Raw genomic sequence first — 13,834 nt, 5'->3', positions numbered from 1 at the left:
TACCAAACTCTACACACTTGTTTTCCTTTCCCCTGACAATGGGACGTAGATAGGGACGGTCGATGCTGACGATATGGTGCTTGACTTCCTTACCGGAGAATAGTTCTGACTGTTGGAGGCATACCTCACGCACAGCGGACAGCCGCTTTTCTAGTTCTGCCGACAGACAGATGCAAGGACTGTACTATTTACGCAGACGATTCCATTGGGACAGGAGTTTGGACAGGAGCTTCAGGAGTCTTCTCCTGAGCTTGCGCGTGGACGAGGCTGTGTGCTTGCGCTGCTTGGCGTATGCAAGCCTGGCCTTGTCAATATTATTATACTTGCTTCTCGGAATACGCTCTGAAAGGTGTTTACACTCGGAGACCAGCAGAGTGTGAAGCCAATGGCAACACTCCCAGAGCAGCTTGATATCCGTAGGAAAACGCAGGTAGCTCTCATGACAGGTTGCATCCGTCAAGCATAGATCTTTATCCTTGATACAATCTTGCCATTTGGCGTACAATATGCTCTGAAAACTATTTATGTCAAGAATGCGACCAAGACGATTGCGTATGGCACTTACAATCTTTCCATCCTTGATGGGACAGGAGGGGGCTAGCAGAACACCACAGAACATCTGCATGTGGATGCTTCCGTTAAACATCTCTATCAAACCATCGTCAGACAGACCTGTGTATGACTTAAGGAACATTAGGGCAATTTCTCCTTTACCCGAGAAAAGAGGCTTGTTGCCTCACTTGCTCTTATGGCTAAGGTTCGTATACTCTGCTGCCAACTCCTTTAGGGGGAGCAGGGAGTGAATACGTCCAAGTTCGCTTTTTGCAAATCTTTCACGATAGCTCTGTAAAAAATCGAACTCTGTAAAGGGCAAAGTTGGTGTTATATCAGAATTTTTTTGTATCTTCACGACGATTTTTTAAGTTTTCCCCAGATTCTGCCCGTGATGGGTCGTTCGGGGGATTTTATGTAAAGGTACAAATAATATATGATGCTGACAAACAATTAGTTAAGAAAATTCTGAATATCCCTAGATTACGTAATAGGAATACTTTTGATTTTAATGTTGTTGGGACTTCGTGAAGAGTACCCAGCTCGTGCAATGCAATATTAACGTATTAAAGTTTTAATAAATTAATAAGTTTAACCTCTTTATGTGCATTCATATATTTTTCAACCTGATTGATATATTGGGAAGAAAAAGCTTTGTATCCAACCAGTTTGTTTGTAACATACATTACACGTGCCATATGAATATCCTTTTCATATTGAGTCTTTTTATCGAAATTCTTAGAAGGATATAAGCTTAACAAATAGAAATTTAAGCAATCAGGAACGATATATTCCCTCGTCATTGTCTTGCGTTGAGCTTTTGAATAGAATTTAATATATGCCGGATAATCTTCTCCCAAATATTTATCAAGAGAAATACCAATGATGGTGTCACCAACAATAATGCTTTGATCAAAAGCACCTATTTGCGTATAAATTTTTGGAACAACAAAACCAGGAAGCGTCCTTTTTGCTTTATTAAAAGCATTGGTAAACGATTTATTTATGTCTTCCATGTTGGCATATTGAGTTTCTGCAGCAGAGATAACGCTTTGTAATAAGGTGTCTTGATAAAAGTTTAGGAATCTACTATTAATATCTGGCTCATAAACTGCACCAAGTTTAAGCACATTTTCAATTAATGTTCGAGTCTCTATGGCATACTCTGTGTTCATTTCTTGCAGAGCAGAGAAATCACCTGTTGTAAGATAACGACTTTGCAGACGATCATAACGCACAACTTCTATTTTGCTCTGTGCATTATCGTTGGGCTTCAGCTTGATTTCACAAGCTATACAAAGCATCATTACTGCAAATAATATATAGTATATCTTTTTCAAAAGTTTTGGTGATTTTTGTTTTCAAGGCAAAAATACTAATTTTTATTTTCAAGAGCAAATGTTTTGCTAAAAACTTAAAATTAAGGACATAAAAAGTTAGTTTTAAGCTAAAATTCATAAAAAGGAATACTTATCAATAAAAAAATATTTATTTTTGTTACATGTTTAGTTTAGCCTTTGTTACTTCAAATAAAAGATTATTATTATTCTTTGTTCTAAACTTATTTATAAGTTTAGGGAGTATGAGTAAACCATCTATTGATACATTGATAGTGTTAGTCACATGTCCAAAGTTTGATTATGATGGTGATTATCCTGTAATTATTTCACTGAAAGACTATCCTTCTGTAACAAGAAGCATTGTTTATTCTGATAATATAGAGCTCCCCTCGCAACTTGATGATCTTGATGGGGATGGCATAAATGATGAATTGTGTTTCTTTGTCAATGTAAAGAAGAAACAAAAATATTCGTTTCAAGTAATTTTGGAAAAGGGTGGTGAACCAAAAAGATATTCACCACATACATATGCTGAGTTGTTACTTAAAAATCCAAAGGTTAAAGAGAAGAATAAACAAGATTTATTTATTCAGCAGATTGTTGTTGGAAAAGATTTAGATGATAGTTTCCATTTACTGCATCATCATGGAGTTGCTTTTGAAAACGAATTGATTGCACTAAGGATATATTTTGATAAGCGTCAGACTCTTGATTTATATGGAAAGAAGCGGAAAGGTCTTGAAATTAAAGATACACAATTTTATCCAAATAAACAGCAACTATTAGACGGGTATGGAGATGATATTCTTTGGGCTGGCAATGCTTTAGGATTGGGTGCTTTGCGTGGATGGGTAGAATGTAAAGAACAATTGTTAGATGATGTTGAATATCGTGGTCAGCGTATTGTATGTCAGGGTCCGATAAGAACAATTGTTGAAGTGACGGATAAAGGATGGCTTTGGAAGAAGGGAGAGAACAGAATAAATCTTAAGCAACGTTTTACTTTATATGCGGGATGTAGAGATGTTATTTTTGAGGCATGGTTAAATCCTTCGAATGATAGTATTCGTTTTTTTACTGGTTTACAACATCTTTTGAATGGAAAGGAATACTCTAATCATGAAGGATTACGAGGCAATTGGGGTAAAAGTTGTAATCCAACAGATTCGATTATGGCTCATGCTCAAACGTTAGGAATGGGGATATTTGTTCCTGATGAATATTTGTGTCAAGAGATGCCTTGTGATAGTTTGAATGACGCTTTTATTATAGCACCTCAGAATGGATATTTGAGATATTATCTTACTTATTCCAGTGATAAGGAGTCTTATGGCTTCCACCAGGCTCAGAGTTGGTTTTCATATTTAAAAAGATGGAAAGAACTTTTAGCTCACCCAATCCGCGTTGATGTTATTTGCAAAAATCCATGATGGTATTGTATGTTCTACGACCATGAATGTAGAATTGGGAGAGGATAGAGAAGTTTTTTCGTTCGTTAATTTGTTCGTTAACTCTTTGCTGTTGTATAGACTTTCTATCTTCATCAAAGGCATGTCGCCATTTCTTAAAAGCTTTTCGAGCTTTATAAATTGCCTTGAAATCATCGATATTTCTATTAAAGATAAGAGTTTGCCACGCAGCAAGATAATCAAGAAAATAACGGATTCGCATAACTTGTTTAAGCTCTTTATCTGGTAGATTCTTATAGAGCATAGTGAGATTGTTGCGGAAGTTTAGGAAAGTTTTCATTGGATTTTTCTTGGGTAGAGTGCCTCCGCCTACATGATATACTTTACTATAAGGAATGCATACGATTCTTTTTCCTTTAAGCCTGAGTCTCCAACATAGATCAATTTCTTCATTATGTGCAAAGAATCGTCCGTCAAAGGCTCCTGCATCCCAAAAGTCTTTTGAACGGATAAATAAACAAGCGCCTGTAGCCCACATAATATCAATGATAGAATCGTATTGACCATTATCTTCTTCTATAATATCAAAGATTCTTCCACGACAGAAAGGATATCCAAATTTATCCACAAAGCCTCCTGCAGCACCTGCATATTCAAACTCATTAGGGTGATGAATTGACAATAGTTTGGGTTGGCAAGCTGCAACATCAGGATGTTTGTCCATATAATCTATAAGTGGAACAAGCCAATTTTCGGTCACCCTAACATCCGAATTTAATAAAAGAAAGTATTCTGCTTCAATTTCTTTTAATGCTTGATTATAACCTTCCGCAAAACCGAAGTTCTTGTTTAATGCAATGATTTTTATTTCAGGGAATTTGCTTTCCAATATTTTTATGGAATCATCTGTAGAGGCATTATCTGCAACAAATATATCTGCATAGTTAGAAGAGTATTTGATTACACTTGGCAGATATTGTTCTAACATCTTTTTCCCATTCCAATTTAAAATCACTATTGCAAGTTTCATGCTTAGATGTCTAAATAAGTTCTACTTTAAGTGCGGATTTGTCGTGATTGAAGTCACCCAACTTAACGCGTATAAGTTCGTTATCATACTCTTCCTTTGCAAGTGATGCTGGAAGTTCAACACGGATATAGTTGTCTGTAAACCCATGCATAGCTTTACCGCGTGGTGCCTTTTCAAACAAAACTTCTCGTTCTGAGCCAATAAACTTCTGATAAAAGAGCTGAGTCTTTTTATCGCTTAATTCTAACAAGCGTTTTGAACGTAGTTTCTTATCTTTCTCATTTACAACGTAAGGAATTGCTAATGCAGATGTTCCAGGACGTTCACTATAAGGGAAGACATGCAATTGTGTGATGGGGAGTTGTTCTAAGAAATTATAACATTCTTCGAAGTATTCAGGTTTTTCACCTCTACATCCAACCATTACATCTACACCAATAAAGGCATCAGGCATCAATTCTTTAATAAGTTTTATTTTATGCGCAAACAAAGATGTATCGTAACGCCTGTGCATCAGTTTCAAAACGGTATCACTGCCACTTTGCAATGGAATGTGGAAATGAGGCATGAAAGCCCGACTTTCTGCACAAAAAGCAATTAACTCGTCATCAATTAAATCTGGTTCCAAACTACTGATTCGGAATCGCTTGATGCCTTCAACCTTATCTAAGGCTTTTACTAAATCTATAAATCTTTCATGCGTAGTCTCTCCGAAATCACCTATGTTGACACCAGTTAAAACAATTTCTTTACCTCCCTCAGCTGCAGCTTCTTCGGCCTGTTTAATTAGCGATGAAATCGTTGGATTTCTTGAGAATCCACGCGCATAGGGAATAGTACAATAAGTGCAAAAATAGTTGCATCCATCTTGTACTTTCAAGAAATACCGAGTGCGATTACCCTTCGAGCATGAAGCTTGAAAAGTCTTGATGTCTTTTGTCTTTACAGAATGGAATTGATGAAGTGTTTCGCCTGTTTCCCTTTTTGTAAAGGCATCGTTTAGATATTGAATGAGATTTGCTTTCTCGTTTGAGCCTAACACGAGATCTACACCTGGAATCTTACTTACTTTCTCTGATTCAAGCTGGGCATAGCAACCTGTCACAATAATGAATGCACCTGGATTTTCACGCGCCATTCTGTGGATGGCCTGCCTGCACTTATGGTCAGCCACTTCTGTGACGCTACACGTATTGATAAGACAAATGTCAGCCTTTTCGCCCTTGTCTACAGTGACTACTCCCATATCAGATAACATCTTGCCAAAGGTAGATGTCTCTGAAAAATTGAGTTTACAACCCAATGTGTAATATGTTGCTTTCTTACCTTGAAAAGCAGAACTGTCAATCATTCTTTTCCGATTATATTTGAAAGATTAAAGTCCTAAAGCCTTGATAATTTTGTCGATAACATTCTCTGCACTATCAGAAACCTCATCAAGTTTGCTGTCAAGCTCTTTGTTTAATTTATCCTCAACCTTCTTACTAACTTTATCTACGAGTTTTCCAGCTTCTTTGCTTACAGTTTTATCAATATTGCTCTTTAAACTATCAATATTATTGGTTGTTTGTTCTTCATTGTCGCTTGAAGAAGCTTCATTCGTTGTCTTGCTATAGTCTTCATAACTCCTTACCACATCATCTGCGTTGAATGTGAATACATGGCCAAGAATACCATACGAAACCTTGTGTTGCTCACCATCGAAGGTGACATCTGTTGAAGAATAAATAAGATAATTGTGATAATTAAGAATCTGATCGAGTGTTACATCAACAGTTGTGCCAGCAAATAAGCGCATTAACGTTTTAACTCCCATTGTGAGGAGGTCATCTTCGTCATTGTCCTTATCAGCCAATTTATTGATAGCCGTTGTAACTTCTGTTTTAATAGCCTCTTTATGATCTTGTTTGTTTGGGTTACTAACCATCAGTATAATTAAAATCACAAATATCGTCGCAAGAATAAACCACCATGCTTTATGACATTTCTTTTCATTTTGAGGCTTTTCCTCCTTTGTATTATTTTGTATTGCTTCGGGAACAGGTGGCGGAGTCTGTTGAGTGTTTATATGATTCTCTAAGGCTTGTCTTATCTCCTCAATTTGCCATGCAGGCGTCCAATCTTTTAGTCCCTCAGTCCAAACTAAAGTTTCAGCAGATATATTCTTTGTGTTGACAAGTTCTTCTGGTGAGAAAGGCCCTGCTTGTGCACCATTTTCAATAATAAAGTATTGCATTTTGTTATCTTTTTAATTCTAATATGTTTGCAAAGTTAGAAAAACTTTTCAAAAGATTTGCATATCTCAATAGAAAAGATTACTTTTGCACACGTTTTATATGTAGGGGTTCCGTAGCTCAGTTGGATTAGAGCAACAGCCTTCTAAGCTGTGGGTCTTGGGTTCGAATCCCAACGGAATCACTTTCTAAAAAGTGCCTATAACATAGGTTTTTAGGCACTTTTTCTTTTCTCTCTCCCCAGCCGTTAAGCTATTCGGGAATAAAAAAAACGCTTATTTCGTCCAAATTTGGACCGTAAAGCAAGTTTTTTCTATTCGTTTCAAATTTAGCAATATGGCAACAATCAAACTCGCAGTGCTCAAGCACACGCAATCAAAAGACGGCTCGTATAAGATACGCATAGCCATCGGGCACAGATCCGAAACACATTACATCGTTACAAAATATAAGGTAAACAGTCCGTCAGAGTTTGTCGGAGGTATCGTAACAAAAATTCCCAACGCACATGAAATCAACGTTAAGCTCCGCAACCTTCTTAACGACTATGACGAGCGTTTAGAACGAATACCCTCCCCGGAAGACTATACTTGCAAAGAACTTCGCGACTTGCTCAAATCAATGCGTCCTCATTCTTCTACAGCTACTTTTTCGCAGGTCTCTGAACAATATCAAAAAGAACTTACAGAAGACGGGCGCGGTTCTTATGCCGGCATGCTTCAGAATTCGTTGAGACTTTTTCGTGACTTTTCAGGCGGAGACATGTTTCTATCCGAAATAAGCACTGTCACCATATCTGAATTCGAACGCTGGCTGAAAAGAAAGGGACTGTCACAGACTTATACCAGCATGACGCTTTCCATGACACGCACTATCATCAATCGTGCCATTCGTGCACAGCTCGTCACCTACCAGCTACACCCCTTCGCATATTGGAAACGACCTGCAGACGAAGAAAGGGAAATCGACATATCTGTTGAGGAACTTGCAGCTATCAGAGATGCACAACCGAAACTAAAGAAGCAGCGCATAGCTCGCGACCTGTTTATGCTGTCCTATTACCTCGGCGGAATTAACCTGATAGACATGCTCAATATCGACTTTCGTGGTGTTTCTGTCTTAGAATACGTCCGACATAAGTCCCGCAACACAAAGACATCAGATAAACGTATATCATTCACTATTCAACCCGAAGCGAAAGAACTCATCAGAAAATGGATGAACCGAAACACGGGCAAGCTTGATTTCGGGTATAAATTTTCTTACAAGAATTTCCTGCAATTCATTACACGTTCTATCAAAAGCCTTGCAAAAGACCTCGATATACCGAACTACAAGAAAGTATGTTATTATACTGCTCGCAAATCTTTTGTCCAGCACGGTTTTGACCTCGGCATATCATTAGAGGTTCTTGAGTATTGTATAGGTCAGTCTGTAAAGAATAATCGCCCAATATTCAATTATCTGAAGATTATGCGTAAACATGCCGACGTTGCTATACGTCAAATACTCGATAATCTTTCAAATGTACAAGTTATCACAGATAACAATTAATCGCCGTGTGCCGTAAAACTGATAAAAATAAAGTGGTGCGACATAAAATCACACCACTTTACGCTATCAATTGCATAGATACTATACTACTGCACATTTTTTTATCAAGTTGCACACAAAGTCGGAGATGTTCCTCGGCTTGATTGCTCGCAGAATTTCATCTGTTTTCTCATCTAAACAAACAGATATTTTTCTTATCTGCTTACTTCTCCGTTGTCGCCTTACTCCGTGTTTTTCCAACACCTTGTAAATCGTCTGTGCAGATCCGACATTAGTTTTTCGCATAATGTCAGCAATTGAATATCTTTGCTCTTTGTACAAAGAAACAATATTCTTTTCTTGCTGTTCTGAAATCATATACAATAATTTTAGTTTAACACCGTTATATTAATAATTTTATACCCTTTGGCAGAGGCCATTGAAGGTTTTAGATTATTAATTGGTATTGCCCCCTACTGTGAAGTAAGGGGCATTTTTGTTATTCGTTTTCTCAATTGAGCTGAAAGACAAGGCGCCCGTCTGCTTCTCTCTCGACAAAGTCGTATTCTGGGTATGCTTCTGTGATGTCAAGCATGTCATAACCATTTTCCTTAAGCTCAAATTCGTGGAAATATAAAGATGTTTTATCTTCGCTAAAAGCAGCCAAAGTTTCAAGCGGTTCTGGGTCTTGTGAACTCACATCAGGCAAGCTGTCTAAGAAATCCTTATACTCTTGCTTTTGCTCATCAGCAAGGTCGGCATATCTCTCAATATCACCGTTATCGAACAACCAGCCGAAGAAGTTAGGGTCGTTATCTGCTTCGCGCTCAACATATCCTCTTAAGGTTGCAGGCTCTTCGCCGTTATACGCACTAAAATTCTCTACTAAAACTTGTTTTTTGTTTTCCTTATTCTTTATCATATTCTTTGCCCGTCATGCCGATAGCGCAGCGTTTAGATTATTATTTGTTAATAAAAAATTCTTTTACTTGTTGATATACCTTTTCAATTTCCTCTTTATCACCATAATAGAAGTCTGTAATTTCATCTTCTTGTGTAGTAATTACTATGCCAATTATGTCGTTGTTTTTATAATATACAGAGGCTACACAATCACCATTTTCAAACTTCTCAAGCTTAAATTCGCTTTCATTTTCTCTCAAAAAAGAAAGAATTTTTTCTTCTGATACTGCAGTGTACTTATTTGGTGCAATAACATCTTCTATGCTTTTTGCAATTGGAGAGAATTCCATTTCTGTACCAACGTAAATAAGTTCGTTCTCTGTGTAAGTCTTCATGATTTTGAACAGTTTTTACGGTGTGTCTCACCTTTTTAAGTTTGTTATTGTTTTAATTATCTGATGCAAAGATACAGAGAAAAATTGAATTATCAAAATAAATAAGCAATTATTTCACTTATTATCGTGTTAAATATTGTTATCACGAAAAAACGGCTCTCTATACTCACGTACAAAGAACCGAAAAACAATAACAAACTTAAATAAATTAAAGAAGCTTATCTGTACTTTCTCACTAACCACATTATTATATATCCTATAGCCCCTAACACCACGACCGACAACACGCCTATAGCCCAACCCCCGACCTCCATTTTAAGACCCTGCCAGCGGCTTAATTTCTTTTCAACAGGGTAGGGAACACGCACGCTGTCTGTCTTGATGCTGTCACGGTATAGCGTCTTGTATAGGTTCTTATACCGATAGTCTACCTTTGTCTTCGTAAGAAACACAGTATCGCCTTTCACGTATCTATCGACAAACTCTTTCTGATAGACGCTGTCGTGCTTTGTAAGTGTGTCGTGCTTTGTTACGTACACGTTGTGATATTCAGGCACACTGACGTACTTCGTCCTGCACCCCTGCAACATCAGCACAAAGAGTATAGAAGCTATCACAAACACTAACCCCGACCGTCTGATAAAATCTTTATTCTGCATAACAAATTGTTTTTACAAATTAGAATATTCTTCCTTTGCATTAAAGCAAGGACACACCTTTATCCACTCGCCCGGCGTAATCTTTCCGTCGTGGTTGAGGTCGGGGGAGAAGTCTCTGTGCCCCTGTATTACAGCGCTCGGGTACTTCTTATGCAACATAGTAAGCAGGGAACGTAACGTCTTTTTCTGCTTCTCTGTTCTGTTGTCTACCGCCTTGCCGTGCTCGTCGATGCCTCCGATATAGGCGACATTGATCGTAACAGAGTTGTAACCCCTAACACCGTTGCTAACCTTTTCTTCTTGCAGCAGCTGGGTAATAGTCCCGTCAGAGGCTACAACATAATGATAGCCGGGGTTCTTCCACCCCTTACGCTTAAACTCTTGCCGAAGCCCCTCTATCGTCTCCGTCTGATGACTTGCCGTGCAATGCACAGCTATGTATTTAATTGTTCTCATAAAATTTATTGCTTCTTTAGATATTCACTTAGATAAGGTATCTTGTCAACCATTTTAAGTGTTAATACATAGTAGACAAACCCTGCAACCTTGTGCATAGTAGTTCCCTCAACGAGCATCACCTGCCAGTTTCTCGCAATGTTCGTAGCATAGAACCAAATCGCAACACCGCACAACGCCTTTACCACACCGAGCGTTTCAGCGTCATTGTGCAGGAAATGGCCTGTAATGAACAGTGAAGCCGTCAGTACAAAGAAGATAGTGCAGTGATAGAAAAACACCATTGACTTCTTCAAGCTCCATTTTTCTCCGTGCACCATTCCTGCTACCCAGCCGAAGATGTAGTTCAGCGAAAACACGATAATCATCGCTATCATGAAGTCCCTGATCGGGAACAGCAGACTCATCACTCCGCTGATGATGCTGCATATAACAAACTTAAATTCTCCCATTTTTTACCTCCTCGTTCTTTTACTTAGTCAGCCACGCCAGCCTCTCAACCTCTTCAAAAGTCTTATCCGAAGCCTTGAACGCTTTAAGCAACTCCTCTGCTTCAAATTCTACGATATCGACTTTCACTTCCTTTTCAGCAAGTTCCTTGAAATACTCCTCACCTTTTTTGCTCCACGCAGCAAACCAGGTGTTTATTTCAGAGATTTCCTGCTTTTCAGCAGCAGTCATATCGCGCACATCTTCCTTTGCCCGTCGCTCAAGTTCCTGCGCCTCTTTCACTCGCTGTTGCATCTTCTCAAACTCTTCGTCCTGAAGTGTTGCTCGTACCTCCTCGATATCTTTGTCGTAGGCCTCCGAGACAGGGCGCAAAGCCTTGAGGTTCTTCCACACCGCGAGCATGGCTTCATCGCTCATACCCCCCACTTTCAACGCTTTTAATGCTCTGTAGGCTTCAACTGCCTTAATCGTTTTTACTTTCATTTTTACTTTAATTCTTACTAAATTACTTTGTTATTTACTTTTCTTTTGCTTCTGTTGCGCTGACTGTGCCGATCTTCGCTGCGTTGGCCTTGCAGTACTTCACGAAGTGCGTCACGTCGGTGACCACGCTGATGATTTCATCTTCGTCAGTCGTCAAATAGCTGATGTTGATACCTCCGAAATGTGCAAATGTAGCGAGCATTTCCTTGTTACCCTCGTTGCTGCTGACACTTCCGTTTTCGATGTTTGCATACTTGTCGTTTTCAACCGAAACGATAGCTTTGATAGTCGTACCTGTACCTACTGCTTCAACACTCGCCTTGAAACCTGCGATTGCTTTTACTTTTACTTCCATAATTGTCTTTTTATTGATTAATAAAAGGGTTTAATTCTCTGATATAGATTTCCTGTGTTACGGTCATGAACGTGTATTCAATCTTGTAGTGCTGTTCAGCCTTCAGTCCGTCAAAGATATGTGTGTATTTTGTTCCAGCTTCGACATCAGTAAAGGTGAACGCCTGCTCTCCTGCCAACATCGGTGAGCCGATTTCACTCGATGCGAACCTTAATATTATATAGAAATCCTTATTGTTAGACCTCCGTACATAGTTGTCTTTAATCTCCACCTCTACGATAATACGTCCTCTGAAGTCCTCATGCGCTTTAATCGTGAAGTAGTCATTTATGTGCTGTGCATCAGAAACGACTTCTACAGCAGATGATTTGAAGTCATGTATCGTGTAGTATGTAGTAGCCTGCACCGGAGGTATGTTGAATGCAAGCGCCCTGGAACAAAGGAAAATATAGGCTTTATAGCTGCCAGTTGCGAAAATCATCCCCTGCATTTCCACGCTTGTTCCCCCGTCTTTCAGCGGTTTGTCAGAAGTTTTGAAATAAGCAATCTGTCCTGCTGCATTTTTCAGCGCAAGCCCGAGGTAAGCCTCTGACAATTTACCGAATTCCTGCAGCGTCAGTTCGTTTTCCGCACCAAGATTTTTTATCATCATAGTTGCGAAGACGCTGCCATTTTCATTTGTCTTACTTGTGACAAAAGGTCTTTTGAAAGGTGCAGTCGCAGCATGCTTGTAGCCTATGAAATCAGACAGCCGGTAAGGACACACAAAGGTAGAGCCTACTTTCACACGCTCCCAGTTACTTTGTTCTTTATCGTATAATTCTGTAAGACTTTGTAGACTACTACTATGTGCTATTTTTATACCGCATATCCCAACACCCTCAAAGTCTGCACCCTTGAACCACGTTGCATTGTCACGCCAGTGGTTATTTGTAAAATCGAACTCGTCGGAGGTAAAGGGCTTGTTCAGTTCCACAGGCTTAAACTTCGCCCACATGTTTATCTTGTCGCTCCTGCAAAGTATTGCAAGGTCGTTGCTTGTTTCGCCCAAAACAGTCTTCACATCTGCGATGCTGACAGGGGCCTGTATAATGCCATTTACGATGCTCATTTTCAGTTTCCTTTCAATTTTTCAATTTCTTTTTCAAGTACTTTTATACGCTTCTTCAACCGCTCGACCTTATCATCAACTTGCACTGCTGCCCCGAGCGCGAGTGCAATAAGTCGCGTGTCAAGGTAGTTCAGCTTCATGTAGCCGTCAGCATTTGTATAAACCATGCTCCCGAGTGCACTTCCTTTCACGCTCTGTGCAATAAATCCGATACTGTGCTCGCCCGTGTCCTTGTAATCGAACTGCCAGGTACCGCCGAGCGAGCGAATTATCCGCATACTATCAACCTGCTTGATATTTTCTTTCAGTCTCCGGTCTGAAGTGGTATAAGCTGTTACGCCACCCTGCGCCAGCACGTTTCCTGTAAAAATTGCCGTTCTGTCTCTGCTGATAACGAGTGCATTCTGCCAGCCTTTGTTGTACACGTTAAATTGCAGTTCGTCGCCCTCAAAAAGTGTGTAAAGAGGACGGTCGTTACAACCGAAATAAACAGTATTAGAAGAGGATATGAACAAGGCTCGCTGGTTACTACCCTCCTTATCTTTCAGGCACAGCCCCTTGTTATTTGCAAGGTAGAGAAAGCTGTTCACAAACAGCTCATCAGATATCCGCATGTTGCCGTTTACGTCAAGTTTGTAAACAGGAGTATTTGTACCAATACCGACGTTGTTTCCTGCTAAATGTAACAGATTATTGATATTCGTCACGCTGCTTAACTCCCCTGTGACATTGCTTGTACCGTCGAAATCCTGCCCCCAAATCTTGCGAGTTTGCTCAAGTTTTGTTGCACTGTTAACTTCACATTTAAGCAGCGTCCCGACATCAGAAGGCAATTGCGGATAATAGTTGTTGTCACCATTTAAGGTAATATTGCTCTCTTCCAACACCGTGATGAATTTTGTATAATCAAAATCATTGAAAGGG

At 39.3% G+C, this 13,834-nt stretch carries 15 protein-coding genes and 1 tRNA gene; 3 read left to right on the top strand and 13 right to left on the bottom strand.

The features are described from left to right. Positions 1-1,118: 1,118 nt before the first annotated feature. Positions 1,119-1,892, bottom strand: a complete 774-nt coding sequence (locus HMPREF9420_RS01970; RefSeq protein WP_449329015.1) for a gliding motility protein GldB-related protein — start codon at positions 1,890-1,892, stop codon at positions 1,119-1,121. Positions 1,893-2,053: 161 nt separating this feature from the next. Between HMPREF9420_RS01970 and HMPREF9420_RS01965 the strand changes: the two genes are divergently transcribed. After that, positions 2,054-3,322 carry a DUF4861 domain-containing protein gene (locus tag HMPREF9420_RS01965; protein WP_007133713.1) on the top strand — a complete coding sequence of 423 codons (1,269 nt, stop codon included), beginning with the start codon at positions 2,054-2,056 and terminating at the stop codon, positions 3,320-3,322. Here the strand turns inward: HMPREF9420_RS01965 and HMPREF9420_RS01960 are convergent. The 3 genes from HMPREF9420_RS01960 to HMPREF9420_RS01950 are packed head-to-tail and all read right to left on the bottom strand — an operon-like array spanning position 3,303 to position 6,567. Continuing rightward, positions 3,303-4,331, bottom strand: coding sequence for a glycosyltransferase family 2 protein (locus HMPREF9420_RS01960; RefSeq protein ID WP_007133712.1), 1,029 nt, complete (start codon positions 4,329-4,331; stop codon positions 3,303-3,305). The two genes, HMPREF9420_RS01965 and HMPREF9420_RS01960, sit on opposite strands and share 20 nt — an antisense overlap. A 10-nt stretch (positions 4,332-4,341) precedes the next feature. Further along, positions 4,342-5,682 (bottom strand): tRNA (N(6)-L-threonylcarbamoyladenosine(37)-C(2))-methylthiotransferase MtaB, encoded by a 1,341-nt coding sequence (gene mtaB / locus HMPREF9420_RS01955; RefSeq protein WP_007133711.1) that lies wholly within the window; start codon positions 5,680-5,682, stop codon positions 4,342-4,344. Positions 5,683-5,706: 24 nt separating this feature from the next. After that, a complete protein-coding gene (locus tag HMPREF9420_RS01950; protein WP_007133710.1) occupies positions 5,707-6,567 on the bottom strand; it encodes a GYF domain-containing protein in 861 nt (286 codons plus the stop codon). Positions 6,568-6,674: 107 nt separating this feature from the next. Here HMPREF9420_RS01950 and HMPREF9420_RS01945 point away from each other — a divergent pair. Then, positions 6,675-6,749 (top strand) — tRNA-Arg (locus HMPREF9420_RS01945). Between the two features lie 152 nt (positions 6,750-6,901). Beyond that, positions 6,902-8,119, top strand: coding sequence for a site-specific integrase (locus tag HMPREF9420_RS01940; RefSeq protein ID WP_007133709.1), 1,218 nt, complete (start codon positions 6,902-6,904; stop codon positions 8,117-8,119). Between the two features lie 490 nt (positions 8,120-8,609). Here the strand turns inward: HMPREF9420_RS01940 and HMPREF9420_RS01930 are convergent, their stop codons facing one another. From HMPREF9420_RS01930 to HMPREF9420_RS01890, 9 genes are all read right to left on the bottom strand, one after another. Then, a complete protein-coding gene (locus HMPREF9420_RS01930; RefSeq protein WP_007133707.1) occupies positions 8,610-9,020 on the bottom strand; it encodes a hypothetical protein in 411 nt (136 codons plus the stop codon). A gap of 40 nt (positions 9,021-9,060) precedes the next feature. Then, entirely contained in the window at positions 9,061-9,396 is a 336-nt protein-coding gene (locus HMPREF9420_RS01925) for a hypothetical protein (protein WP_007133706.1), read from the bottom strand. Positions 9,397-9,614: 218 nt separating this feature from the next. After that, a complete protein-coding gene (locus HMPREF9420_RS01920; RefSeq protein ID WP_007133705.1) occupies positions 9,615-10,055 on the bottom strand; it encodes a hypothetical protein in 441 nt (146 codons plus the stop codon). A gap of 12 nt (positions 10,056-10,067) precedes the next feature. Continuing rightward, a complete protein-coding gene (locus tag HMPREF9420_RS01915) occupies positions 10,068-10,511 on the bottom strand; it encodes an N-acetylmuramoyl-L-alanine amidase (protein ID WP_007133704.1) in 444 nt (147 codons plus the stop codon). 5 nt (positions 10,512-10,516) lie between these two features. Then, positions 10,517-10,963, bottom strand: a complete 447-nt coding sequence (locus HMPREF9420_RS01910; protein WP_007133703.1) for a hypothetical protein — start codon at positions 10,961-10,963, stop codon at positions 10,517-10,519. Positions 10,964-10,982: 19 nt separating this feature from the next. Then, the gene (locus tag HMPREF9420_RS01905) at positions 10,983-11,444 is read right to left on the bottom strand and encodes a hypothetical protein (protein ID WP_007133702.1); all 462 of its coding nucleotides are present in this window, start codon (positions 11,442-11,444) and stop codon (positions 10,983-10,985) included. Between the two features lie 34 nt (positions 11,445-11,478). Continuing rightward, complete coding sequence (locus HMPREF9420_RS01900) at positions 11,479-11,799, bottom strand: hypothetical protein (RefSeq protein WP_007133701.1); 321 nt, start codon at positions 11,797-11,799, stop codon at positions 11,479-11,481. A 10-nt stretch (positions 11,800-11,809) separates the two neighbouring features. Further along, complete coding sequence (locus HMPREF9420_RS01895) at positions 11,810-12,910, bottom strand: hypothetical protein (protein ID WP_007133700.1); 1,101 nt, start codon at positions 12,908-12,910, stop codon at positions 11,810-11,812. 2 nt (positions 12,911-12,912) lie between these two features. Further along, the coding region (locus HMPREF9420_RS01890) for a tail fiber domain-containing protein (protein WP_007133699.1) at positions 12,913-13,834 on the bottom strand (922 nt) is incomplete at its 5' end.

The sequence above is a fragment of the Segatella salivae DSM 15606 genome (genome assembly GCF_000185845.1).
Taxonomy (GTDB): Bacteria; Bacteroidota; Bacteroidia; order Bacteroidales; family Bacteroidaceae; genus Prevotella; species Prevotella salivae.
Note: the sequence above shows the minus strand (reverse complement) of the source record. Positions and strands in the feature narration are given on the sequence as shown.